The organism is Streptomyces sp. NPDC056169 (assembly GCF_042268445.1).
GTDB lineage: Bacteria > Actinomycetota > Actinomycetes > Streptomycetales > Streptomycetaceae > Streptomyces.
In genome coordinates, this window is the sequence record NZ_JBHJUO010000031.1 from 35,980 (window position 1) to 60,109 (window position 24,130).

General features: G+C 72.9%; 23 protein-coding genes. 8 read left to right on the top strand and 15 right to left on the bottom strand.

All coding sequences use genetic code 11. The features are described 5' to 3' along the window. Positions 1 to 20: 20 nt before the first annotated feature. Positions 21 to 608: a DNA-3-methyladenine glycosylase I gene (locus ACFC0G_RS36890; protein ID WP_376412607.1), complete on the bottom strand. Its 588-nt coding sequence runs from the start codon at positions 606 to 608 to the stop codon at positions 21 to 23. After that, positions 605 to 928, bottom strand: a complete 324-nt coding sequence (locus ACFC0G_RS36895; RefSeq protein WP_317598843.1) for a hypothetical protein — start codon at positions 926 to 928, stop codon at positions 605 to 607. The genes ACFC0G_RS36890 and ACFC0G_RS36895 overlap by 4 nt, the downstream gene beginning before the upstream one ends. A gap of 102 nt (positions 929 to 1,030) precedes the next feature. Between ACFC0G_RS36895 and folP the strand changes: the two genes are divergently transcribed. Continuing rightward, positions 1,031 to 1,891 carry a dihydropteroate synthase gene (gene folP / locus ACFC0G_RS36900; RefSeq protein ID WP_376412610.1) on the top strand — a complete coding sequence of 287 codons (861 nt, stop codon included), beginning with the start codon at positions 1,031 to 1,033 and terminating at the stop codon, positions 1,889 to 1,891. Between the two features lie 153 nt (positions 1,892 to 2,044). Here folP and ACFC0G_RS36905 read toward each other — a convergent pair whose 3' ends face one another. Then, positions 2,045 to 2,794, bottom strand: coding sequence for a TIGR00730 family Rossman fold protein (locus tag ACFC0G_RS36905; protein ID WP_376412613.1), 750 nt, complete (start codon positions 2,792 to 2,794; stop codon positions 2,045 to 2,047). A gap of 85 nt (positions 2,795 to 2,879) precedes the next feature. Further along, positions 2,880 to 3,974, bottom strand: a complete 1,095-nt coding sequence (gene dapE / locus ACFC0G_RS36910) for a succinyl-diaminopimelate desuccinylase (protein WP_376412615.1) — start codon at positions 3,972 to 3,974, stop codon at positions 2,880 to 2,882. Positions 3,975 to 4,011: 37 nt separating this feature from the next. Between dapE and ACFC0G_RS36915 the strand changes: the two genes are divergently transcribed. Then, positions 4,012 to 5,001 carry a hypothetical protein gene (locus ACFC0G_RS36915; protein WP_376412618.1) on the top strand — a complete coding sequence of 330 codons (990 nt, stop codon included), beginning with the start codon at positions 4,012 to 4,014 and terminating at the stop codon, positions 4,999 to 5,001. 303 nt (positions 5,002 to 5,304) lie between these two features. Then, positions 5,305 to 5,754, top strand: coding sequence for an ATP-binding protein (locus tag ACFC0G_RS36920; protein ID WP_376412620.1), 450 nt, complete (start codon positions 5,305 to 5,307; stop codon positions 5,752 to 5,754). A 134-nt stretch (positions 5,755 to 5,888) separates the two neighbouring features. Here ACFC0G_RS36920 and ACFC0G_RS36925 read toward each other — a convergent pair whose 3' ends face one another. Next, the gene (locus ACFC0G_RS36925) at positions 5,889 to 6,983 is read right to left on the bottom strand and encodes a bifunctional succinyldiaminopimelate transaminase/glutamate-prephenate aminotransferase (RefSeq protein WP_376412623.1); all 1,095 of its coding nucleotides are present in this window, start codon (positions 6,981 to 6,983) and stop codon (positions 5,889 to 5,891) included. An 85-nt stretch (positions 6,984 to 7,068) separates the two neighbouring features. Next, positions 7,069 to 7,389 (bottom strand): ferredoxin, encoded by a 321-nt coding sequence (fdxA, locus tag ACFC0G_RS36930; RefSeq protein WP_015035968.1) that lies wholly within the window; start codon positions 7,387 to 7,389, stop codon positions 7,069 to 7,071. A gap of 112 nt (positions 7,390 to 7,501) precedes the next feature. Here fdxA and ACFC0G_RS36935 point away from each other — a divergent pair, with 112 nt between their 5' ends. The 4 genes from ACFC0G_RS36935 (at position 7,502) to ACFC0G_RS36950 (ending at position 12,635) form a co-directional block, all read left to right on the top strand. After that, a complete protein-coding gene (locus ACFC0G_RS36935; RefSeq protein ID WP_376412626.1) occupies positions 7,502 to 8,503 on the top strand; it encodes a GNAT family N-acetyltransferase in 1,002 nt (333 codons plus the stop codon). Positions 8,504 to 8,567: 64 nt separating this feature from the next. Continuing rightward, complete coding sequence (locus ACFC0G_RS36940; protein ID WP_376412683.1) at positions 8,568 to 9,395, top strand: transglutaminase-like domain-containing protein; 828 nt, start codon at positions 8,568 to 8,570, stop codon at positions 9,393 to 9,395. Positions 9,396 to 9,495: 100 nt separating this feature from the next. Beyond that, the gene (locus ACFC0G_RS36945) at positions 9,496 to 11,064 is read left to right on the top strand and encodes a serine/threonine-protein kinase (RefSeq protein ID WP_376412629.1); all 1,569 of its coding nucleotides are present in this window, start codon (positions 9,496 to 9,498) and stop codon (positions 11,062 to 11,064) included. Then, positions 11,061 to 12,635, top strand: a complete 1,575-nt coding sequence (locus ACFC0G_RS36950) for a protein kinase (RefSeq protein ID WP_376412631.1) — start codon at positions 11,061 to 11,063, stop codon at positions 12,633 to 12,635. The genes ACFC0G_RS36945 and ACFC0G_RS36950 overlap by 4 nt, the downstream gene beginning before the upstream one ends. 73 nt (positions 12,636 to 12,708) lie before the next feature. Here the strand turns inward: ACFC0G_RS36950 and ACFC0G_RS36955 are convergent, their stop codons facing one another. From ACFC0G_RS36955 to ACFC0G_RS36970, 4 genes are all read right to left on the bottom strand, one after another. Further along, on the bottom strand, positions 12,709 to 15,021 hold the full coding sequence (locus ACFC0G_RS36955; RefSeq protein ID WP_376412634.1) for a hypothetical protein: 2,313 nt from the start codon (positions 15,019 to 15,021) through the stop codon (positions 12,709 to 12,711). A 73-nt stretch (positions 15,022 to 15,094) separates the two neighbouring features. Continuing rightward, positions 15,095 to 15,520: a DUF6113 family protein gene (locus tag ACFC0G_RS36960; RefSeq protein WP_376412636.1), complete on the bottom strand. Its 426-nt coding sequence runs from the start codon at positions 15,518 to 15,520 to the stop codon at positions 15,095 to 15,097. Continuing rightward, positions 15,517 to 16,407 carry an N-acetyl-1-D-myo-inositol-2-amino-2-deoxy-alpha-D-glucopyranoside deacetylase gene (gene mshB / locus ACFC0G_RS36965; protein WP_376412639.1) on the bottom strand — a complete coding sequence of 297 codons (891 nt, stop codon included), beginning with the start codon at positions 16,405 to 16,407 and terminating at the stop codon, positions 15,517 to 15,519. The genes ACFC0G_RS36960 and mshB overlap by 4 nt, the downstream gene beginning before the upstream one ends. A 37-nt stretch (positions 16,408 to 16,444) precedes the next feature. Continuing rightward, the gene (locus ACFC0G_RS36970; protein WP_024756440.1) at positions 16,445 to 16,639 is read right to left on the bottom strand and encodes a hypothetical protein; all 195 of its coding nucleotides are present in this window, start codon (positions 16,637 to 16,639) and stop codon (positions 16,445 to 16,447) included. Between the two features lie 169 nt (positions 16,640 to 16,808). Here ACFC0G_RS36970 and ACFC0G_RS36975 point away from each other — a divergent pair, with 169 nt between their 5' ends. Next, positions 16,809 to 18,998 (top strand): prolyl oligopeptidase family serine peptidase, encoded by a 2,190-nt coding sequence (locus ACFC0G_RS36975; RefSeq protein WP_376412642.1) that lies wholly within the window; start codon positions 16,809 to 16,811, stop codon positions 18,996 to 18,998. Position 18,999: 1 nt separating this feature from the next. Here ACFC0G_RS36975 and ACFC0G_RS36980 read toward each other — a convergent pair whose 3' ends face one another. The 5 genes from ACFC0G_RS36980 to ACFC0G_RS37000 form a co-directional block, all read right to left on the bottom strand. After that, complete coding sequence (locus tag ACFC0G_RS36980; RefSeq protein WP_376412645.1) at positions 19,000 to 19,962, bottom strand: hypothetical protein; 963 nt, start codon at positions 19,960 to 19,962, stop codon at positions 19,000 to 19,002. 191 nt (positions 19,963 to 20,153) lie between these two features. Next, positions 20,154 to 21,242 (bottom strand): ABC transporter ATP-binding protein, encoded by a 1,089-nt coding sequence (locus ACFC0G_RS36985; protein ID WP_376412648.1) that lies wholly within the window; start codon positions 21,240 to 21,242, stop codon positions 20,154 to 20,156. Further along, positions 21,235 to 22,218 (bottom strand): ABC transporter ATP-binding protein, encoded by a 984-nt coding sequence (locus ACFC0G_RS36990; RefSeq protein WP_376412651.1) that lies wholly within the window; start codon positions 22,216 to 22,218, stop codon positions 21,235 to 21,237. The genes ACFC0G_RS36985 and ACFC0G_RS36990 overlap by 8 nt, the downstream gene beginning before the upstream one ends. Before the next feature lie 6 nt (positions 22,219 to 22,224). Next, complete coding sequence (locus tag ACFC0G_RS36995) at positions 22,225 to 23,211, bottom strand: ABC transporter permease (protein WP_376412654.1); 987 nt, start codon at positions 23,209 to 23,211, stop codon at positions 22,225 to 22,227. After that, positions 23,204 to 24,127 (bottom strand): ABC transporter permease, encoded by a 924-nt coding sequence (locus ACFC0G_RS37000; protein ID WP_376412657.1) that lies wholly within the window; start codon positions 24,125 to 24,127, stop codon positions 23,204 to 23,206. Before ACFC0G_RS37000 ends, ACFC0G_RS36995 begins: the two co-directional genes overlap by 8 nt. Between the last annotated feature and the right edge of the window lie 3 nt (positions 24,128 to 24,130).

The window sequence follows — 24,130 nt, forward strand, 5'->3', positions numbered from 1 at the left end:
GGAAGCGCAGGGTCCGGTGCCTACCGGCCGCCCCGGGCCACGCAGCCCTCCACGTGGTCGTCGACCAGGCCGCAGGCCTGCATCAGGGCGTAGGCCGTGGTGGGGCCGACGAAGCGGATGCCGCGCTTCTTGAGGGCCTTGGCGAGGGCCGTGGACTCGTCCGTGACCGCCGGGACGTCGGAGACCGAGCGCGGGGCGGGGCGGCCGGCGGGGTCGGGGGCGTGGGACCAGATCAGGGCGTCGAGCTCGCCCGGGGACCAGGTGGCCAGCAGCTTGGCGTTGGCCAGGGTCGCGTCGACCTTGGCGCGGTTGCGGATGATGCCCTCGTCGGCGAGGAGGCGCTCCCGGTCGGCCTCGCCGAAGCCGGCGACGGAGGCGATGCGGAAGCCGTCGAAGGCCCGCCGGAAGCCCTCGCGGCGGCGCAGGATCGTGATCCAGGACAGGCCCGACTGGAAGGCCTCCAGGCAGAGCCGCTCGAAGAGCTCGTCGTCGCCGTGGACCGGGCGGCCCCACTCCTCGTCGTGGTACGCCACGTAGTCCTCGGCCGACAGGCCCCAGGGGCAGCGCAGCCGTCCGTCGGGACCCGGGACCGGTCCGCCGTCCGTCATGAGCGGTCGTCCTCTCCGTCGCCGGCGGACGCGCCCGCGAGTGCCTCCTCCAGCTCGGCGATCCGGGAGTCCCGCTCGGCGAGTTCGGCGCCGAGGCGGACGAGGACGTCGTCCACGTCAGCCATCCGGTAGCCGCGGACCGCGACGGGGAGGCGGAGCGCCTCGACGTCGGCGCGGTCGACCGGGCGGGCCGCCGGGAGGGGGTCGACGAGCTGCTCGGGCGCCACCTCCGGCAGCACCTCGCTGTCGCCTCCGCCGACCACCGCCAGAGTCACCGCGGCCACGACCACGACCATCGTGATGAGCAGAAACCAGAACACCTGCGCGCCTCTTCCCGGAGTGGAATTCGTCCCGTGCCGATCGTGCCATGCGCCACTGACGGTTAGGGTCGCAGCGAACGTACGCGAGGGAGGACAAAAGGGATGCTGCGCTTGGGACGGCGTGAATTCGGGCCGCACGAGCCGGTGATCATGGCGATCGTGAACCGGACCCCGGATTCTTTCTACGACCAGGGCGCCACCTTCCGGGACGAGCCGGCGCTCGCCCGCGTGGAGCGGGCCGTGGCCGAGGGCGCGGCGATCATCGACATCGGCGGGGTGAAGGCGGGCCCCGGCGAGGAGGTCACGGCCGAGGAGGAGGCCCGGCGGACGGTCGGTTTCGTCGCGGAGGTCCGCAGGCGTCACCCCGACGTGGTGATCAGCGTGGACACCTGGCGGGCGGATGTCGGCGCGGCGGTCTGCGAGGCCGGGGCGGACGTCCTGAACGACGCGTGGGGCGGGGTCGACCCCGGGCTCGCGGAGGTGGCCGCCAAGTACGGCGCGGGGCTGGTCTGTACGCACGCGGGCGGCGCGGAGCCGCGGACGCGGCCGCACCGGGTCGCGTACGAGGACGTGATGGCCGACATCCTGCGGGTGACCGTGGGGCTCGCGGAGCGGGCGGTGGCCCTGGGGGTGCGGCGCGACGGGATCATGATCGACCCGGGGCACGACTTCGGGAAGAACACCCGGCACAGCCTGGAGGCGACGCGGCGGCTCGGCGAGATGGCGGAGACCGGTTGGCCGGTGCTGGTTTCCCTTTCCAACAAGGACTTCGTCGGCGAGACGCTCGACCGGCCGGTCAAGGAGCGGGTGCTCGGAACGCTGGCGACGACGGCCGTGTCGGCGTGGCTGGGGGCGCAGGTCTACCGGGTGCACGAGGTCGCCGAGACCCGCCAGGTGCTCGACATGGTGGCGTCCATCGCCGGGCACCGGCCGCCGGCCGTCGCGCGGCGCGGGCTGGCGTAGGCGGGCCGGGTGCGGGAGGGGGTGGGGGCGCCTGCGGCGGGCTCTCCCCCACCCCGCCCCTTCCCGAAACCGGGGCTCTGCCCCGGGCCCCGGTCCTCGAACTCCCCCTACGCCCGGACGGCGCGGGGGGACCCCCGGACGGGCTGGGTTTCCCTACTTGCCGGTCTCCTTGGTCACCAGCGCGACCGCCTCTTCCACGTCGTCCGTGACGTGGAAGAGGAGCAGGTCGCGCTCCGAGGCCTTGCCGCCCGCGACGACCGAGTCGCGCAGCCAGTCGACGAGGCCCTTCCAGTACTCCGTGCCGAAGAGGACGATCGGGAAGCGGGTGACCTTGCGGGTCTGGACCAGGGTCAGCGCCTCGAAGAGCTCGTCGAGGGTGCCGAGGCCGCCGGGCAGGACGACGAAGCCCTGCGCGTACTTCACGAACATCGTCTTGCGGACGAAGAAGTAGCGGAAGTTCACGCCGATGTCGACGTGCGGGTTGAGCCCCTGCTCGAAGGGGAGCTCGATCCCGAGGCCCACCGAGACGCCCTTGGCCTCGCGGGCCCCCTTGTTGGCCGCCTCCATGGCGCCCGGGCCGCCACCCGTGATGACCGCGAAACCGGCCTCGACGAGCGCCCGGCCGATCCGCACGCCCGCCTCGTACTCCGGCGAGTCCGGCTTCGTGCGGGCCGAGCCGAAGACGCTGATCGCGCTCGGCAGTTCGGCGAGTGCTCCGAAGCCCTCGACGAACTCGGACTGGATGCGCATGACCCTCCAGGGGTCCGTGTGCACCCACTCCGAGTCGCCCTCGGTGTCGAGCAGCCGCTGGTCCGTGGTGCCCGACTGGACCTGGTCCCTGCGCCTCAGCACCGGCCCCAGACGCTGCTCCTCGGGCTTCGCCATTCCCTCGGGAATGCCCATGGCCTGCTCCCTCCGCCGATCCACTGATCTTCTTGGTCCGGTCAGCGTAGGACGACAGAGGTGACGAAACGCGAAATTACGGAAGTCAGGCGGTCAGCCAGTCGCGGAGACGTGCCTCGCAGTGGTGGATCCTGTCGACGGGGACGTGCTCGTCGCGCTTGTGCGCGTAGATCGGGTCGCCGGGACCGTAGTTGACGGCGGGCACTCCGAGGGCGCTGAAGCGCGACACGTCGGTCCAGCCGAACTTGGGCTGGGCGCTGCCGCCGACGGCCTTCATGAAGGCCTCGGCGGCCGGGTGGGAGAGACCGGGCAGCGCGCCGGGGCTCTCGTCGTCGACGACGAACTCGGAGATCTCGCAGTCGGCGAAGAACTCACGGACGTACGCCAGCGCCTCGGCCGGGGAGCGGTCGGGGGCGTACCGGTAGTTGACGGTGACCGTGCACGCGTCGGGGATGACGTTGGTGGCGACGCCGCCCTGGATCGCGACCGCGTTGAGGCCCTCGTGGTACTCCAGGCCGTCGATGACCGGCTTGCGCGGCTCGTACGCGGCGAGGCGGGCGAGGATCGGGGCGGCGGTGTGGATGGCGTTGGAGCCCATCCAGGAGCGCGCGGAGTGGGCGCGCTCGCCCGCGGTGTGCAGGATGACGCGCAGGGTGCCCTGGCAGCCGCCCTCGACCTGGGCGTCGGAGGGCTCCAGGAGGACGGCGAAGTCGCCCTCCAGCCAGTCGGGGTGCGCGGCGGCGATCTTCCCGAGGCCGTTGAGGTCGGCGGCGACCTCCTCGTTGTCGTAGAAGACGAAGGTGAGGTCGCGGTTGGGCTCGGGCACGGTGGCGGCGATCCGGAGCTGGACGGCGACGCCGGACTTCATGTCGCTCGTGCCGCAGCCCCAGAGGATGCCGTCCTCGTCGAGGCGCGAGGGGACGTTGTCGGCGATCGGCACGGTGTCGATGTGGCCGGCGAGGACGACCCGCTCGGCGCGGCCGAGGCGCGTCCGGGCGACGACGTTGTTGCCGTAACGGTCGACGGTGAGGTGCGGCAGGGCCCGCAGGGCCTCCTCGATGGCATCCGCGAGGGGCTGCTCCGTCCCGCTCACGGACGGGAAGTCGACGAGGGCGGCGGTGAGCGCGGCCCCGTCCTGGGAGAGGTCCAGCCGGGTCTCGCGAGGAGTGATGTCAGCCATGTGCCGACCCTAACCCGGCCTCCAGTACGGTGGGCCCGTGTCCGAGCCCACCCGCCCCGCACGTCGCGGCCGCCCCGCCCGCCGCGGCCGTCTCGCCCGTTCCGCGGCCACCCTCGCCGCGCTCCTCGGCCTGGCCTCGTACGTGGCCTTCCACCAGGTGACAGGGAGCAAGGGCACGCCTCGGTGCAGTGTCGGCACCGGCGAGAGCCGGTACGAGTTCACGCCGGAGCAGGCGTCGAACGCGGCGACGATCTCGGCGGTCGGCACCACCCGGGGGCTGCCGGAGCGGGCGGTGACGATCGCGCTCGCGACGGCGCTCCAGGAGTCGGCGCTGCGGAACATCCAGCACGGTGACCGGGACTCGCTCGGCCTGTTCCAGCAGCGGCCCTCGCAGGGCTGGGGGACGCCGGCGCAGATCATGGACCCGGTGTACTCGGCGGGGAAGTTCTACGAGGGTCTGGAGAAGGTCCCGGGGTACTCGCGGCTGCCGCTGACGGTGGCGGCGCAGAAGGTGCAGCGGAGCGGTTTCCCGCAGGCGTACGCCAAGCACGAACCGGACGCCACCCTGCTCTCGGCGGCACTGACGGGCCGGGCGCCGGCCGCGCTGACCTGTACGGCGAGCGACCTGGAGGGCCCGCCGGGCGATCCGGAGCGGGTGCGTACGGAGCTGGTGCGGGCCTTCGGCGAGAAGGCGGCGCCGAAGGCGGTCACGGGCGGGGCGAGCGCGGGCCGGTCGGCCGCGGAGCCGCCGGTGCTCGTGGTGCCGGTCCGGACGGCGCCGGGCGCGGACAAGGCCCCGGGGGTCGGGTCGGACGAGCGGCGCGGCTGGGAAGTGGCGCAGTGGGCGGTGGCGCGGGCGGACGAGCTGCGCGTCACGGAGGTCGCGTACGGAAGCCGGGTGTGGCGCGCGAGCGACTCGTCCGGCGGCTGGGAGAAGACCTCGTCGGGCGCCTCCGAGGCGGGCTCCGACGGGGCTTCCGGCGCCTCGTCCGATGCGGGTTCGGTCCGTCTCCGGCTCGCTCGGTAGCCGGTCGCCCGTACGGTCGTTCACTCCTTCGTGGCATTCGCCCGGACGGAATGCCGGGGAATTCGGGCGCAGTTCGGGGGCGCATTTCCGCGTCGGGCCGTGACACCTCAACTCCCTTGTGGCGCAAGGGAAGTGACGGTTCGGCAGGCGACCACACAATGAGACGTTCGTCCGTTTTCCTCCCCACCCGACAATACGACGCATTGCCAATCCTTTACCTTCGACCGCCGCAACCTCTCCCACCCCGGAGCCGGTTGTCACTGCGTCCGAACACCACTCGTCGCACCCCGTCGAAGGAGCACCATGTCCCTCCCCCTGACCCGTCGGATCGCCCGCGCCGCCCTCCTCATCGCGGCCGGAGCAGCCCCCGTGGTCGGTGCGGCCGGTTCCGCGAGCGCCCTGGACCACGGCATCGCGCCGACCAACGCCCTCGGCGGCGTCACCGCCCTGGACGCCGCCGGTGCGGGCGACGCCGTCGACAGCGGCGCGCAGGCCGCCACCGGCGTCGTCGGCGCGACCGGCAGCCAGGCCGTCGGCACGGCCGTCCCGGCCGTCGGCAAGACCGCGGGCGCGGCGGGCAAGACCGCCACCCCGGCCGCGCAGGAGCTGGCCGGCGAGGCCGCCGGCAGCACCGGAGAGGTCGTCGGCAAGACCGCCGGCGCCGCCGGCGAGAGCGCGCAGGGCCCGGCCGCCGGCGCCCTGGGCGGTGGCCTCCCGGCCGCCCCGTCCCTGGGCGGCCTGCCGATCGGCTGATCCCGCACGGAAGCACGGAAACGCGAGAACGCGAGAACGCAGGAACGCGAGAACGCGAGAACGCAGAAACGAGGGAGGGCCCGGGGAGCAGGTGATGCTCCCCGGGCCCTCCCGCATGTCCCGCCGGACAGGCCCTAGCCGAGCCGCTTGACCGCCGCCTCGACCCGCTCGTCCGTCGCCGTGAACGCCACCCGCACGAACCGCTCCCCGGCCTCGCCGTAGAAGTCGCCGGGCGCCACGAGGATGCCCTTGTCCGCCAGGTACGCCACGGTCTCCCAGCACGGCTCGTCCCGGGTCGCCCACAGGTACAGGCTCGCCTCGCTGTGCTCGATCCGGAAGCCGTGCGCCTCCAGGGCCGCCCGCAGCGACGCCCGGCGGGCCGCGTACCGCGCCCGCTGCTCGGCCACGTGCGCGTCGTCGCCGAGCGCCGCGACCGTCGCCGCCTGCACCGGGGCCGCGGTCATCATGCCGCCGTGCTTGCGGATCAGGAGCAGCTCGCCGAGCACGGCCGCGTCGCCCGCGATGAACGCGGCGCGGTAGCCGGCCAGGTTGGAGCGCTTGGAGAGCGAGTGGACGGCGACGATCCCCTCGTACGAACCGCCGCAGACGTCCGGGTGCAGGACGGAGACCGGGTCGGCCTCCCAGCCCAGCTCCAGGTAGCACTCGTCGGAGAAGACGAGCACGCCGTGCTCGCGCGCCCAGGCCACGATCCGGGTCAGCTCGTCCTTGCCCAGGACCTTGCCGGTCGGGTTGGACGGGGAGTTCAGCCAGAGCAGCTTCAGACCCGCCGGGTCGAGCTCCGTCGGGTCGTCGTAGACGACCGGCTCCGCGCCGCAGAGCCGCGCGCCGACCTCGTACGTCGGGTAGGCGAGGCGCGGGTACGCGACCCGGTCGCCGGCGCCGAGCCCGAGCTGCGTCGGCAGCCAGGCGACGAGCTCCTTGGAGCCGACCACCGGCAGGACGTTCTCGTGGGCGAAGTCCACGGCGCCGAGACGGCGTTCGCACCATCCGGTGAGCGCGTCCCGCAGCTCTTTCGTCCCCCACACCGTGGGATAGCCCGGCGAGTCCGCCGCCGCGACCAGGGCGTCCTGGATCAGCGCGGGGACCGGGTCGACGGGCGTGCCGACCGAGAGGTCCACGATTCCGTCCGGGTGCGCCACGGCCGTCTTCTTGTACGGCTCCAGCTTGTCCCAGGGGAAGACGGGCAGGCGCGAAGAGACTGCGCTCACGGGTTGGCTCTCACTTCCTGTACGTACGGGAAAACGCCTCGGTCCCGCACGGCGACCGACGCCGTACGGGACCGGATGCGGTCGATCAGCCGTTCTGCGGCGGCAGGGCGGCGATGAAGGGGTGGTCGCGCTCGATCTCGCCGAGCTTGGAGGCACCACCGGGCGAACCGAGCTCGTCGAAGAACTCGACGTTCGCCTTGTAGTAGTCCTTCCACTCCTCCGGGGTGTCGTCCTCGTAGAAGATCGCCTCAACCGGGCAGACCGGCTCACAGGCCCCGCAGTCGACGCATTCGTCCGGGTGGATGTACAAGGACCGCTTGCCCTCGTAGATGCAGTCGACGGGGCACTCCTCGATGCACGCCTTGTCCTTCACGTCGACACAAGGCTGCGCGATGACGTAGGTCACGCTGTCGTTCCTCCTCGATAGGGCTGGTCTGCGCGGGAGCGCGGCGTCGTCGATGCCCGCACCTAGTATCTCCGTTCTTGGGGGCGATCCGAACAGGAGGGGCGGAGAAGCTGTGGAATTGATCGGCGGAGGACTCGTCGAGGTGCGAATCACCAGCGCTGACGTGGGAAAACGTGTCTCCGTTCGGTACGTGACAGACTCGGCCGCAGCGGGCGAGAAGTTCACCGACGCGGTCGGAGTTCTCACATCATGGGATTCCGGTGTGCTGCTGATCACACGAAAGAGCGGTGAAACCGTCCGGATCGCGGAAACCGCTCTGGTCGCGGGCAAGGTCGTACCCCCCGCTCCGGCCCGCCGCAGGGGCCCGTCGGCCACCTTCCCGGAGCTGGCCCGGGCCACCGCGCGCGCCTGGCAGCCGGTCGAGAGCGAGCCGCTCGGCGAGTGGACACTGCGGGCCGCCGACGGATTCACCCGCCGGGCCAACTCCGCGCTGCCGCTCGGCGATCCGGGGCTCCCGGTGGAGGACGCGCTGACCCGCGTACGGGACTGGTACGCGGCCCGGAAACTCCCCGCGTACATCCAGACCGCGACCGGCGCCGAGGGCACCCAGGAGCTGCTGTGCGCGGCGCTCGACCGGCACGGCTGGCGGCGCGAGGTCTCCGCCCAGGTCCGGATCGGAGCGCTCGCCCCGATCGGCGACCTGGACGCCGACGTCTCCGCCGTACGCCTCTCCCGCACGGTCGACGAGGCCTGGCTGGGCCGCTACCAGCGCTTCGGGGAACCGAGCCCCGCGGTGCGGCCCGTCCTCACCTCCGGCCCCAGTGTGTGGTTCGCGTCCGTGGCGGGCACGGGAGAGGTACCGGCGGCGATCGGACGCTGCGTCGTCGACGGCCGCTGGGCGGGCTTCATGGCCGTCGAGGTCGACCCCGCCCTCCGGCGGCAGGGCCTGGCGACGACCGTCATGACGGCACTCGCCCGGCAGGCGCTCGACGAGGGCGCGTCGGCGGCCTGGCTCCAGGTGGAGGCGGACAACGACGGCGCCCTGGCGTTGTACGACCGGATGGGCTTCGCGGTCCACCACCACTACCACCACTACCGATGGTCGGAGGCGTGACGGAGGCGTGACGGAGCACGGAGCCGGGTCCGACGGACCGGACGAAGGGGCGGGCGACGAACCGCTGGAGGACGTGCCCGACTGGCGGCGCGAATTCGCGGAGGAGGCCCGGGCCGAGCGGCCCGACCTCGCCCGGCTCTGTCTGCTCGTCGGAGCGGTCGCCGACCCGACCGTCACCCGGCACGCCATCGACGAGGCCGAGATCGAGCTGGACCGCCTCGCCGGACTCGTCCCCTACGCGACCCGCACCACCGGCGACTGGGCCGGCGAGCTCGCCGCGCTCCTCGGTGACCGCGAGGGCTTCGAGGGGGTGCCCGCCGACTACCAGCGTCTGGAGTCCTCGCTCCTGCACGAGGTGCTGCGCCGCCGCCGGGGCCTGCCGATCCTGCTCTCCGTCGTGTGGATGGAGGTCGCCCGCCGGGCCGGTGCCCCCGTGTACGGACTCGGCCTCCCCGGCCACTTCGTCGTCGGCTTCGGCGACCCCGCCGACCTGAACCTCGCCGACCCCTTCGCCGGCGGCCGGGCGATGACGGGCGCGGACGCGGAGCTGCTCGTGGCGAGCGCGACGGGCGAGTCCCTCGACCGCTCCATGCTCCGGCCGGCCGAGCCCGGCGCGATCGTGCTGCGGGTCCTCAACAACATCCGCGCCTGGGCGGCCCCCCGCCCCGAGCGCTCCGACGTGGGCCTGTGGGCCGTGGAGCTCGCGCTGCTGCTGCCCTCCCACCCGGCGCGGCTGCGCTACGAGCGCGCGGAGCTGCTCGTCCAGCGCGGTGAGTTCCTCGCGGGGGCGGTGGAGATGGAGGCGTACGCGCGGGTGATGGACGCGGTGGACCCGGAGGCGGCGACGACCATCCGCCGCCGGGCCCTGGCGGCGAGAGCGCGCCTGAACTGACCCTGCTCGTGGATGTCTTGTGGATCACGCGGGGAATCCGGAGTGATCCGCCGCCGCCCCGATTAGGATCCCTTCCGCATTCACGGGGGAGGGTGATCACATGCGTCCCTGGACGCCGAACGACCCGACAGAGGTGGGGCCGTTCCGTACGGTCGCGGTGCTCGGGCAGGGCGGGATGGGCCGGGTGCTGCTCGGCGTCGCGCCGAACGGCAGCCTGGTGGCCGTCAAGCAGGTGCACGCCGACCTGGCCGACGACGAGGGCTTCCGGTCGCGGTTCCGCCGCGAGGTGGACGCCTCGCGGCGGGTGTCCGGTGCCTACACGGCACCCGTGGTCGACGCCGACCCGGACGCCCCGACACCGTGGCTCGCGTCGCTCTTCCTCCCCGGGCTCCCGCTGAGCGACGTCCTCGCGGAGGGCTTCCTGCCGGAGCAGGCGGTACGGCAGCTGGCCGCGGGCCTCGCCCAGGCGCTGGCCGACATCCACCGGGTGGGCCTCGTCCACCGGGACCTGAAGCCGTCGAACGTGATGCTCACCGGCGACGGCGTCCGGGTGATCGACTTCGGCATCGCCCGCGCGGGCGACCACCTGACGAAGCTCACGCACACGGGCGCGCTCATCGGCTCCCCCGCGTTCATGGCGCCCGAGCAGATCACGGGCGGGGCGCCGGCCCTCGCGGCCGACGTCTTCGCGCTCGGCGCGACCCTGGTCGTGGCCTGTACGGGGAAGACCCCGTTCAACGGCGCCTCTGCGCCCGCGCTGATGTACAGCATCGCCCACGAGGAACCCGACCTCGGCGCCGTACCGCCGGGGCTGCGCGGGCTCCTCGCGGCCTGCCTCGCCAAGGACCCCGCTCTGCGCCCGTCCCCGCAGGACATCCTCGCCCTCATCGGGCCGGTGCCGCCGTCGGCGCGGCCGTGGCCGGAGGCCGTGCACCGGCGGATCGCGGAGCAGTCGGCGGAGATCGACCGGCTGGTGGGCGCGGCACCGGCGCCGGTGGCGCCGCCGGCGCCCGCGCCCCTCCCTCGGGTACGGATCCGGCGCCGCCGGCTCTGGACGGCCGCCGCCGTCGCCGCGGGGGTCCTGGTGGTCACCGGGGCGCTGGTCGCGGTGAACGGCTGGGCGGACGACGTGTACTACGCGTTCGCGGACGAGCCCGTCCCGACGCCGGGGAACGTCCCGCTGAGCCAGGTGGCCGACACGTACGCGGGGCCCCTCCCCTCCTGCGTACAGCTGCGCCCGAAGGTGAAGGTGCCGGCCGGGTTCACCCAGCAGCGGGTCCAGGACGGCGGGCCCCCGCACACCCAGTACGACGGCGCCACGTCGAACCAGTGCACCTGGAACACCCGCTCCGGCGACCAGATCGTCCTGGTCTGGGACCTCTACCGCAGCAAGCCGGGCGGCCCCACCGGCGCCGAAGGCGCGAAGAAGCGCTACGAGGGCATGTACATCCGCGGCGCCACCGAGCGGGTCTCCACGCTCGACTTCGCCGAGGAGGCCCTCTGGTACAAACACGACGGCCACTGCGTGCTGTACGCCCGGGACGTCAACCTGGAGCTCTTCGTCCAGGTGAAGGGCCCCAACTACCCGCTGGGCACGTGCGAGGCCCTGACCGAGGAGAGCGCGAGGCAGGCCTTCGCGCTCGTCAAGACGAAGGCGGCGGCACAGTGACGAGACCCCTGGGCCCCACCGACCCCCGCGAGGCCGGGCCGTACCGGCTCCTCGCCGAGCTCGGACGCGGCGGCATGGGCCGCGTCTACCTCGGCGCCGCGCCCGACGGGCGGCTCGCCGCCGTGAAGCAGGTGCACGCCCGGTTCGCCCACGACGAGGACTTCCGCGCCCGGTTCCGGCGCGAGGTCGACGCCTCGCGGAAGGTGTCCGGCGCCTGCACGGCGGCCGTGCTGGCCGCCGACGCGGACGCCCCCGTGCCCTGGCTGGCCTCCGTGTTCGTCGCGGGCCCCTCGCTCGGAGCGGCGGTGGAACGGTCCGGCACCCTGCCCGCCGAGACGGTGCGGCGGCTGGCCGTACAGCTGGCGACGGCCCTGGAGGAGATCCACCGGGCGGGGATCGTGCACCGCGACCTGAAGCCGGAGAACGTCCTGCTCTCGGGAGACGGCGCCAGGGTCATCGACTTCGGCATCGCCCGGATCGCCGAGGCGGGGAACGTCACCGAGCTGACCGGGACCGGTCTGGTCGTCGGCTCGCCCGCGTTCATGTCGCCCGAACAGGCCGAGGGGAAGGAGCTCACCCCGGCGAGCGACGTCTTCTCGCTCGGCTCGGTCCTGGCCATGGCCGCGACGGGTACGAGCCCGTTCGCGGGCCCTTCGACGCTCCAGTCCCTCTACAACGTCGTCCACACGGAACCCGACCTCGCCGCCGTACCGCCGGAGCTGACCGGCCTCCTGGCCTGGTGCCTGGCCAAGGACCCGGCGGCCCGCCCCACCCCCGGCCGGCTCCTCGCCGCGCTCGGCCCGGCGGCCCCGACGGCCCGGCCGTGGCCGCCGGCCGTCCACGCGATGATCACCGACCAGCAGCGGGCCGTCGACCACCTGCTCAGCCCGCTCGACGGGGACCCCGAACGCACGATGGTGGTACCGCCCGGAAGGGCCCACACGGCCCCGACGGCCGCGGTCACCCAGTTCTCCCCCGCCGCTCCGCCGGTCCGCCGCCGCCGGGGCCCCATGGCCGTCGCCGCAGCCGTCGCCCTGTGCGTCCTCGGCGCCGGCGGGTGGTGGGCCCTGAAGGACGGCGGACTGGCGGACGGCCCGCCGGACGCCTACGTGACGATGCCGGTCTGCGCGGACGTGGCCCCGAAGCTCCCGCTCCCGGGACGGAACCCGGCCCGGGACGCGTACACCGAGTACTCGGACACGGCCACGACCAGCTGCTCCTGGAACGACAAGGACGAGCCGCAGGCCGACGGCTGGAACTTCTACTCCCACGCCATGATCCGCTGGGAACTGCGCCGCAGCGCGGGCACCGACGAGAACGCCACGGACCGCCAGGAGAACGAGTTCGCCGACGACGCGGAGGGCGAACGCCAGGCACCCGGCCTCGCCTTCGCCGACGAGGCCTTCTGGAGCGCCCCGAGCGACGAACAGACCACCTGCACACTCTACGCCCGCAAGGGCAACCTGGTGGTCGTCGTCTCCCTGGGCGGCAAGAGACACCCGGCCGCCACCTGCGAACAGGAGGCCACCTCCCTCTCCTCGGCGGCCTTCACGGCGATGCCGAGCGCCTGAGGAGTCCTTGACGCGGTGAACGGAACACCCCCGCCCGACGGTCGTCGGACGGGGGTGCCGGGGTCCCTGAACGTCAGCCGTTGCCGCTCAGGTTGATGACCTTGGTGCGTTCGGCCTTCGTCTTGCCCATCAGGGCGTCGCGCATCACGAAGGCCACGTCGTCGGCGGAGACCTGGTGCTTGGCGCCGTCGCCCTTGGTGATCATGACGCCGTCGAAGGCGCCGTCGAGGAGCCGCTCGATCGCCTTCTTGTCGTAGACCTCGATCAGGCGGCCGTCGACGGCCTTCATGGAGAGGATCTGCGGCAGCGAGCGCGCGGGGCCGAACTGGATCTGCTTGCCGCCCGCGATGATCGTGATCCGGTCGGACATGGCCGGCTCGGCGAACTCCCTCATCGCCCGGTCCAGCTCGGCCTTCGTGACCGACGGACGGAGGGTGGTGACGGGGAGGTCGACGACCTTGCCCTGGCCCGTCTCGACCTGGGCGCGGTACGCGTCCCGGACGGAGATCATCGAGCGCTGGACGTCCATGCCGGCGCCGGGCTTGCCCTCGATGGGGGTGACCTTGTTCGGCGCGAAGCGGATCGTGGCCTCGGTCGCGGAGGCGGAGGCGCCCGCCAGGTCCCGCAGGGCGACGGCGAGCTTCTCCTCGTCGACCGGGAAGACCGGCTTGGCGACCCGCTCGCCGCCGAAGAGGGAGCCGATGACGGAGACCGGGTTGTAGTCGCTGCCGGCGGCCCCGCGGACGGTCTCCTGGCTGTCGAGGGCCAGGCCCGCCTTCTCGGGCGGCATCTGGACCTTCTTGCCGCCGATGCTGAGCTGGAGCGGCGCGGCGGCGCGCTTGCCGAGGGCGGCCTCCAGCTTGTTGACGCCCTCCTCCTTCGTACCGCCGCCGATGTCCACGCCGAGCACCGTGGTGCCCTTGGGGACGTCGGAGTGGTTGAGGAGCAGTCCGGCGCCGTAGGCGACGCCCGCGAGGCCGACGACGCCCACGGCGACGAGGACCAGCTTGGAGCGGCCCTTCTTCGCCTGGGCGCGGCTCGGGGCCGGGGCGGGCCGGGGCGCGGCGGGCGCGGGGGCCTGGGCCGGGGTCTCCTCGATGCGCGGGGTGAGGTTCGGGCGGGCCGCCGACGGCGGGACGACCGGGATGCCGCTCGTGAGGGTGTCGCCGGAGATGTGGCCGGCGCCGTCGGCCGCCATGCCCTGGCCGGGCGCCTGCGGGCGCATCGGTCCCGGTCCCTGGGCCGGGCCCTGGCCCTGTCCCTGGGGGGGCTTCGGGGCGGGCGGCTGCGGGGTCAGGATCGCCGTGTCGTCGGACATGCGCGGGGCCCCGCCCTGCGCACCGGGCGCACCGGGCGTGCCGGGGAACGGCGCCGTCGGTGCCGGGCCGCCGAGCGAGGCGATGCCGGTGACCGGGCCGGTGGTGGGGCCGGTCGGGCCCCCGGCCGGGCCTCGGTACGCGGGCGTGCCGCCCGAGGGCGTCCCGTCGTACAGGGGCGTGCCCGCTGCCGGGGTGCCGTCGTACGCCGGCGTCCCGCCCGAAGGGGTGCCGTCGTACATCGGTGTCCCGCCCGAGGGCGTCCCGTCGTACATCGGCGTCGCGTCGTAGCCCGGGGTCCCTTCGTACCGGGGCGTGCCGCCCGCCGGTGTGCCGCTCTCGTAGAGCGGGTTGCCGGCGCCCGGGTTCGACGCCACCGGGCGGCTCGACGGGGTCGTGCCGACCGTCGGGACGCCGGAGGTCGCCGAGCCCGCGAAGCCCGTGCCGGGGGCGTCCGGCGCGGCGGTGAGCGGGCCGGGTGCCGCCGGGGCGGACGGCAGCGCGGGTGCCGGGGTCGGGGCGGGGGCGGGCGACGCCTTGCGCGGGGCGAACCAGTCGCTCGTCTCCTTCGCCTTCGGCGCCTCCTCGGCGCCCACCGGCTCCGGAGCCGCGACCGGCTCGGGCACCGGCGCGGGCACCGGCTCCGCGACGGGCGCTGGTGCGCGCCTCGGCTCCGGTTCCCTCTCCGCCGCGGGCGCCTCGGCGACCGGCGTACGGACCACGACCGGCGGGATCGGACGCGAACCCGGGATGTTGATCCGGATGCGGGTCGTCAGCGTCGTCTCGGTCTTGGGCTCCTCCGGCGGCGCGGGCGCGACGGGGGTCTCCTCCGGCGCGTCCTGCGAGGGGTGGAGCGACGGATACTGGCGGGATCCGTACGGCGGTGTACCCGAGGGGTACGCGGCTCCACCGCGCCCCTGGGCGCCGGAGGACGAACTGTCAGTCTCTCGACCAGTTTCACGACTCAAAGCAGGATCTCCCGGTTGGCTCCACCGCCCGCTCTTGCAGATGCTCGTGTAACCCGGGCGGTTCGGCGGCGCGCACCACCATACTGGGCAGCGCCGCCGCATACCCGACCCATGGGCGGCGGACGACGGGCAATCCGGCCGAAGTCAGGGCGTCTCCGGTATCAAGTCGTCCTGTTCACGGGGCCGGTCGCGGCAGCCGGGACAGCGTGGCGCAGATCACAGCGACCGCCATGCCGCCGAAGAGGAACAGCAGCTCGCCGCCGCCTCCGCCGAACACCCCGTCGCCCTCGGGGCGTCCGAAGCTGAGCAGGACGACGGCGAGGAGCCAGCCGCAGCCGGCGGCGACGACGCCGACCTGGGTGCCGGTGGCGCGGAGTCCGCCGTAGAAGACGGCGGCGGTCGCGAGGAGCGCGAGAAGCAAGCCGCCGGGGAACCAGGCGGCTTGGACGAGCGCTCCGGCGGTCCCGACGAGGACTCCGAGGACGACCAGGACGCCGTACCAGGCGTACCGGGCGCCGCGGGAGGTCGGGAGGGCGGCCGGGGCCGTCGCGGCGGGCGGACGGGGCGAGGGGCCCGAGGAGGCCCGGGAGGCGGCGCTCACGCGGTCACCCCCGCGAAGAGGTCCGTCTCGCGGACGCCCGCGGGGGCGCCCGGGGTGCCCTGGACCAACTCGTAGTACTCGGTGGTGAAGATCGGCTGGCCCAGGTCGTTGGAGAGGGCGAAGAAGGGGCCGTCGACGGCGACTTGGGTGACGTGCGCGGCCATCGCCGCGCTCTTGCGGGCCGTGTGCTCCGGTCCGGCGTCGATCTCGGTGGTGATCCGGTCCTCGTCGACGACGCCGGGGACGTCGTCGATCGCGGCGACGGCGGGGAAGGCGGAGCCCTCGGCGCGCAGCCGGGCGAATCCGGCCTCGGCGACCGGGCGGGGCACGCGGTTCCAGTAGATCTTGGCGATCGCGTGGGCGGGTCCGAGGTCGGGGCGGTAGGCCGGGTCGGCGGCGAGTTCGGCGGCGCGCGTCGCGACCCGGTGGGCCTGGATGTGGTCGGGGTGGCCGTAGCCGCCGTCGGGGTCGTAGGTGACGAGGACCTGCGGGCGGGTCTCGCGGATCACGGCGACGAGGTGGGGCGCGGCGGTGTCGACGTCCGTGTTCCAGAACGCGTTCTCCCGCTTGTTCTGCTCGGCGCCCATCATTCCGGAGTCGCGGAAGCGGCCGGGGCCGCCGAGGAAGCGGTGGTCGGTGACGCCCAGCTCGGTCATCGCGGCGGCGAGTTCGCCGACGCGGTGCGGGCCGAGGCGGTCCTCCCGGTCGGGTGCCAGATGGGCGAGCCCGGGCGGGATGACCTCGCCCTCCTCGCCGAGCGTGCAGGTGACCAGCGTGACAAGGGCGCCCTCGGCCGCGTACCTGGCCATGGTGGCGCCGTTGTTGATCGACTCGTCGTCCGGGTGCGCGTGCACGAGGAGCAGACGACGGGCGGGGAGATCGGTCATGTCCCCACCCTACGAGACCCCTCCCGCTACGGCGGGGTCAGAACTTGAGGCCGCCGATCATGCTCGCCACGTTGGTGGTGAGGGTGCTGATGGACGGGGCGATGGACGAGCTCGCCAGGTAGAAGCCCAGGAGCGCGCAGATCGCCGCGTGTCCCGCCCTGAGTCCGGATTTCCGGATCAGCAGGAAGACGACGATCGCCAGCAGCACCACCACCGAAATCGAGAGTGCCACGGCGGTCCACCTCCACACTTCTTCGGTCGGATATTCGAACGGATCGGGCAGGGAGCATGTGCCATGCGAGTACATACCCACCTAGCGCTACGGATCATAACTATCCGTGCCATCGCATCGATCGGCGGACGGAGGCACGAGGGGGGCGCACGGCACTAGTTTCAGCCGCATGACCTCGTCTCGACAGCCGTCCCGCCAGCCGTCCCCACAGCCGTCGGCCGCACCCCGGGCCGCGCTCTCCTTCCCCCGCCAGCACGCCAGGACCCAGCGGTTCACGCTGGGCGTTCCGCGCGGTTTCTCGGTCTCCCCCGACGGGGAGCGCGTCGTCTTCGTCAGATCGGCTTCCGGGACCGACCGTTCGCACCGGCTGTGGGTCCTCGACCTGCCGGCGGAGGGCCCGCCGGTGGAGCGGGTGGCCGCCGATCCGGAGACGCTGCTCGCGGGCGCGGCGGAGGAGCTGTCGCCGGAGGAGCGGGCGCGCCGGGAACGGAGCCGGGAGGGCTCCGGCGGGATCGTGGCGTACGCGGTGGACTCGGCCGTGGAGCTGGCGGCGTTCGCCCTGTCGGGGCGGCTGTTCGCGGCGGAGCTGCGGGCGGGGACGGCGCGGGAGCTCGCGGTGCCGGGGCCGGTGATCGACCCGCGTCCCTCGCCGGACGGGCGGCTCGTCGCGTATGTGGCGGAGGGCGCGCTGCGGGTGGTCGGAGCGGACGGTTCCGGGGATCGGGGGCTCGCCGTTCCGGAGGACGGTCACATCTCCTACGGATTGGCCGAATTCATCGCCTCGGAGGAGATGGGCCGGGACAGGGGTTACTGGTGGTCCCCGGGTTCCGACCGGCTGCTGGTCGCCCGCGCGGACGACCGGGCCGTACGCCGCTGGTGGATCGCCGATCCGGCGCATCCCGGGCGGGCGCCGCAGGAGGTCGGGTACCCGGCGGCGGGGACGGCCAACGCGGAGGTGCGGCTCTTCCTCGTGGGCCTCGACGGGGCCCGCACGGAGGTGGTGTGGGACCGCGAGCGGTATCCGTACGTCGCGCGGGTGCACTGGTCGGCGGCCGGGGCGCCGCTGCTGCTCGTCCAGGCGCGGGACCAGCGGTCCCAGCTGAACCTGGCGGTGGACACGGAGTCCGGGGCGACCTCGACCGTGCGGGCGGAGGAGGACCCGGCGTGGCTGGAGCTGCTGCCGGGGGTGCCGGCGTGGTCTCCGGACGGGCGGCTCGTCCGGGTCACGGACGAGAGCGGGGCCAGGGCTCTCGCCGTCGGCGAGCGGCTCCTCACGGACGGGGCGCTGCACGTCCGGGCGGTGCTCGGCCTCGGGGAGGACGACGTCCTCGTATCGGCGTCGGCGGGTGCGGAGGCGGCGGAGCCGGAGACCGGCGAGGTCCATGTGTACCGGGTGTCCGAGCGGGGTGCGGAGCGGCTCTCCGAGGGCGTCGGGGTGCACGGGGCGGTGCGCTCGGGGCCGGTGACGGTCCTCGTCTCGGCGCGGCCGGGGACGCCGGGGAGCGTGGCGCGGGTGCTGCGGGACGGCGAGCAGGTCGCGGTGGTGGGCTCGTACGCGCAGGAGCCGGTGATCTCCGCCGGGGTGCGGCTGACGGAGGCGGGGGCCCGGCGGATCCCGTGCGCGGTGCTGCTGCCCTCCGGGTACGCGGAGGGGGACGGGCCACTGCCGGTCCTGATGGATCCGTACGGCGGTCCGCACGGGCAGCGCGTGGTCGCCGCCCACAACCCGTATCTGACGTCCCAGTGGTTCGCCGACCAGGGCTTCGCGGTGATCGTGGCGGACGGGCGCGGCATGCCCGGCCGCTCCCCCGCCTGGGAGAAGGCGCTCCTGCGCGATCTGACGCCGACGCTCGACGACCAGGTGGAGGCGCTGCGGGCGCTGGCCGGGAGCTTCCCGCTGGACCTGGGGCGGGTGGCGATCCGCGGCTGGTCGTACGGCGGCTACCTCGCCGCCCGGGCGGTGCTCCAGCGGCCTGACGTCTTCCACGCGGCCGTCGTCGGGGCGCCGGTGACGGACTGGCGGCTGTACGACACGCACTACACGGAGCGGTACCTCGGCACCCCGCAGGGCGATCCGGAGGTGTACGCGGCGCAGTCGCTGCTCACCGACGACGGCCTGACGGCGCCGGAGGAGCCCGCGCGGCCGATGATGGTCGTGCACGGTCTCGCCGACGACAACGTGGTGTTCGCGCACGCGCTGCGGCTCTCCTCGGCGCTGCTCGCGGCGGGCCGGCCGCACGAGGTGCTGCCGCTGTCCGGGGTCACGCACATGACCCCGCAGGAGCAGGTGGCGGAGAACCTGCTCCTGCTCCAGGTGGACTTCCTGAGGAGGTCGCTCGGGATGACCGTGCCGGAGTGAGTCACCAGCCGGGCGGCGGCGGGTAGGGCGGGGCCGGGGGCGGTCCGTACGAGCTGTACGAGTTGTACGGGCCGTAGCGCGCGGGCGCGGCGGGCGCGGGCGGCGGGACGCCGCGCCCGGCGAGGAGGACCAGGACCGCGAGGCCGCCGGCCAGCCCGAAGACGGCGCTGAGGACCTGCGCCTGCTCGACGGTGGAGCCGTCCACGACGTACGTGAGCAGCCCGAAGCGGACGACGCGCACGAACTCGGTGAGGCCGTCGGCCGCCAGGCACGCCCCGGCGAGGAGTCCGAAGGACCGGGTGTGGCGGGCGCGGGCGAAGGCGGAGACGGCGGCGGTCCCGTACAGCCCGATGAGGGTCACCGACAGCCAGCCGGGCGGGGGCGCGAGGGCCGGGGTGAGGATGGACCGGCCGCCGAGGAACCGGTCGACGGTGATCTCCAGGGGCAGTTCGACGGCCCAGTACGCCTCCCACAGGACGAAGGCGAGGACGCCGAACGCGAGGAGGACACCGGCGGCGACGGCGGGGCCGGTGCGGGGGCGGGTGGGGAGCTGCTCGTGCGGGCCGTCGGAGCGGCGGCGGCCCGCGGCGGCGGTGACGACGAGGCCGGTGGCGAGGGCGAGTTCGAGGAGGGCGGTGACGAGCGCGCCGCTTCCGGGCGCCCAGAGGCCGGGCAGGCGCACGGCGAGGGTGACGGCGCCGGTGGCGACGAGCGCGGAAGCGGCGTGGCGGGAGCGCAGGGCGGCGACGGCGGTTGCGGCGGAGACGGCGAGGAGCAGGGGGTCGACGAACGACGTGGCGGTCCGTCCCCTCACCAGGAAGAGGTGGTCCCCGGTCCAGGCCAGCGCGAGGTCGGCGGGTGAGCCGACCACGGCGAGGTCCTTGAGGATCCACACGGCGGCCATGAGGGCGAGCGCGGCGCATAACGCGGCGCCCGTGAGACGTGCCGGTCGTGTCACAGTCACGGACCCGATACTCACGGTCGTGACCGACCGAAACAAGCGGTTCCGCATGGACGGGGGTGACGAGGGGGACCACAAAAGCCGGCCGGGGCGACATTGCGCGCCCCGGCCGGCTCACGGCACCCGCACGGCCGTACGTGGATGATCCTGACGTGTCCGTATATCGGAGCCGAGTCGGTCGAGTTGCCTGCGGGTTAAAGCGACTTGGGCTCTTCCCCGCCGTTCGTCTGCTCGTCCGTCTCGCCGTTCGTGCCGTTCTCCGGCGGGACCACCTGCTTCTCCTCCGCGAAGTGGCAGGCCGAGTCGTGCTTCGCCGGGCTGTCCGTGAGGCGGAAGACCGCCGGGACGGCGAGGAGGGGGACTTCCAGGGTGCAGCGTTCCTGGGCCTTCCAGCAGCGGGTGCGGAAGCGGCAGCCGGAGGGGATGTTGGCCGGGGAGGGGACGTCGCCGGTGAGGATGATGCGCTCGCGGTGGGCGCGCGCCTCCGGGTCCGGGACCGGGACGGCCGAGAGCAGCGCCTGCGTGTACGGGTGGGTCGGGTGGTCGTAGATCTGGGCGTCGCTGCCGATCTCGACGATCCGGCCGAGGTACATGACGCCGACCCGGTCGGAGATGTGCCGCACGATCGACAGGTCGTGGGCGATGAACACGTACGAGAGGGAGAACTCGGACTGGAGCTGGTCCAGGAGGTTGACGACCTGTGCCTGGACGGAGACGTCGAGGGCGGAGACCGGTTCGTCCGCCACGATGATCTCGGGCTGGAGCGCGAGGCCGCGGGCGATGCCGATGCGCTGGCGCTGGCCGCCGGAGAACTGGTGCGGATAGCGGTTGATGTACTCGGGGTTGAGGCCGACGACGTCGAGGAGGTCCTGGACCTTGCGGCGCCGGTCCCCCTTGGGGGCGACCTCGGGGTGGATCTCGTACGGCTCGCCGATGATGTCGCCGACCGTCATGCGCGGGTTGAGCGAGGTGTACGGGTCCTGGAAGACCATCTGGATGTTGCGGCGGACGGCCTTGAGGGCGCGGGGGGACAGCTTGGTGATGTCCTCGCCCTTGTAGCGGATGGTGCCGGACGTCGGCCGCTCCAGGTTGACCAGCATCTTCGCGACGGTCGACTTGCCGCAGCCGGACTCGCCGACGATGCCGAGGGTCTCGCCGGCGGCGAGGTCGAAGTCGACGCCGTCGACGGCCTTGACGGCGCCGACCTGCTTCTTGAAGAGGATGCCCTGGGTCAGCGGGTAGTGCTTGTGGAGGTCCCGGACTTCGAGAATCGCCTCAGCCATGGAGGCACTCCTTCCAGAAGTGGCAGGCGCTGGCGCGGGGCACCGGGGACTCGGTCACGTCGTACAGCGGGGGTACGTCGGTCCGGCACACGTCCTGGGCCATGGGGCAGCGGGGGTTGAAGGCGCAGCCGGGCGGGATGTTCAGGAGGTTGGGCGGCAGGCCCTTGATCGCGTACAGCTCCCGGCCCTTCTGGTCCAGGCGCGGGATCGATTCGAGGAGGCCCTTGGTGTAGGGGTGGGCGGGGGCCTTGTAGATCTCGTGGACGGGGGCCTGTTCGACGATCCGGCCCGCGTACATGACGGCGATCTTGTCGGCGACGTCGGCGACGACGCCGAGGTCGTGGGTGATGAGGATGAGCCCCATGTTGAGCTCGCGCTGGAGCTCGGCGAGGAGGTCCATGACCTGGGCCTGGACGGTGACGTCGAGGGCGGTGGTCGGCTCGTCGGCGATGATCAGCTCGGGTTCGAGGGCGAGCGCCATCGCGATCATGATGCGCTGGCGCATGCCGCCGGAGAACTGGTGGGGGTACTGGCCGACGCGTTCCTTGGCGGCGGGGATGCGGACCCGGTCCATCAATTCGACGGCCTTGGCCTTGGAGTCCTTCCGCGACATCCCCTTGTGGACCTGGAACATCTCGCCGAGCTGTTCGCCGACGCTGATGACGGGGTTGAGGGAGGACAGCGCGTCCTGGAAGACCATCGCCATCTTGGCGCCGCGGATCTTGCGCCGTTCGGCCTCCGAGAGCTTCAGGAGGTCCTGGCCCTGGAAGAGGATCTCGCCCTGGGTGATCTTTCCCGGGGGGATGTCGAGGATGCCCATGACGGCCTGGGCGGTGACGGACTTGCCGGAGCCGGACTCGCCGAGGACGGCGAGGGTCTCCCCCGCGTCGACGGAGTAGTCGACGCCGTTGACCGCCTTGGCCACCCCCTCCCTGGTGTGGAACTCCACGTGCAGGTCACGCACTTCGAGCAGCATGGGTCCCTACCTCAGCTTGGGGTCGAGGGCGTCGCGGACGGCGTCGCCGAGCATGATGAAGGCGAGCACCGTGATGGCGAGCGCGCCGGAGGGCCAGAGCAGCATCTGCGGTGCGTTGCGCACGTAGGGGGCGGCCGAGGAGATGTCGATGCCCCAGGAGACGGTCGGGGGCTTGAGGCCGACGCCGAGGAAGGAGAGCGTGGCTTCGAGCGAGATGTACGTGCCGAGGGCGATCGTCGCGACCACGATGACGGGCGCGAGGGCGTTGGGCGCGATGTGGCGGAGCAGCATCCGGTTGTTGGAGGCCCCGAGCGCGCGGGCGGCGTGGACGTAGTCGTTCTGCTTGGCGGTGATGACGGAGCCGCGGGCGATGCGGGAGATCTGCGGCCAGCCGAGGAGCACCATGAAGCCGATGACGGGCCAGACGCTGTTGTTGCTGACGACGGAGAGCAGGACGAGGCCGCCGAGGACGACGGGGATCGCGAAGAACACGTCCGTGATGCGGGAGAGGAAGCCGTCCCAGGCGCCGCCGTAGAAGCCGGCGAGGCCGCCGAGGACGGAGCCGAGGAGGGTCACGCCGACGGTGGCGAAGAGACCGACCTCCAGGGAGGCCCTGGCTCCGTAGACGGTACGGGTGTAGACGTCGCAGCCCTGGCCGTTGAAGCCGAAGGGGTGGCCGGGCTGAGAGCCCTCCTGCGCCTTGGAGAGGTCGCAGTCGAGCGGGTTGCCGCTGGCGATGAGCTGGGGCCAGATCGAGATGATCACCAGGAAGATGATGATCAGCCCGGAGATGATGAAGATCGGGTTGCGGCGCAGGTCGAGCCAGGCGTCGGACCAGAGGGAGCGGGGCTTCTTGTCGGCACCGGTGCCCTTGGGTCCGCCCGGCGTCTTCTCCAGCGTCTCGCCCTCGTCCATCGCGAGGTCGGTGCCGCCGCCGGCGCCGGTGTGGTTGATCGCGCGGCCGTCGTCGAACGGCTGAGGCTGCTCAGGCATAGCGGATCCTCGGGTCAAGGACGGCGTACAGGAGGTCGACGAGCAGGTTCGCCACCAGGAAGACCAGGACGAGGACGGTCACGAAGCCGACCACGGTCTGGGTGTTCTGGCGGAGGATGCCCTGGTAGAGCTGGTAGCCGACACCGTGGATGTTGAAGATCCGCTCGGTGACGATGGCTCCGCCCATGAGCGCGCCGATGTCGGTGCCGATGAAGGTCACCACCGGGATGAGGCTGTTGCGCAGCAGGTGGCGGGTAATGACCCGGTGGCGGGGCAGGCCCTTGGCGACGGCGGTGCGGACGTAGTCGGCCCGCTTGTTCTCGGCGATCGAGGTCCGGGTGAGCCGGGTGACGTACGCGAGGGAGACCGAGGCGAGGACGAGGCCCGGGACGATCAGCTCGTTCAGTGGGGCGTCGCTGGAGACGGCCGGCTTGATCCAGCCCCAGTTCACGCCCAGGAGGAGCTGGAGGAGGAGGCCGGTGACGAAGGTCGGGATGGAGATGACGACCAGGGTCAGCAGCAGCACGGTGGTGTCGACGGGGCGGCCGCGCTTGAGGCCGGTGAGGACACCGAGGCTGATGCCGATGATGATCTCGAAGAAGATGGCGACGAGGGTGAGACGGATGGTGACCGGGAAGGCGCTGGCCATCAGCTCGGTGACTTCCTGACCGTTGAAGGCCGTGCCGAAGTCGCCGGTGAAGACGTTGCCCATGTAGATCAGGTACTGCTGCCAGACGGGCTTGTCGAGTCCGTACTCCTTCTCGAGCTGCGCCGCGGTCGCCGGGTCGCACTGGCGGTCGCCGCACAGACCGGCGATGGGATCGCCCATCACGTTCACCATCAGGAAGATCAGCAGCGTGGCGCCGAAGAAGACCGGGATCATCTGCAGCAGTCGCCGGATCACATAACGACCCATGGG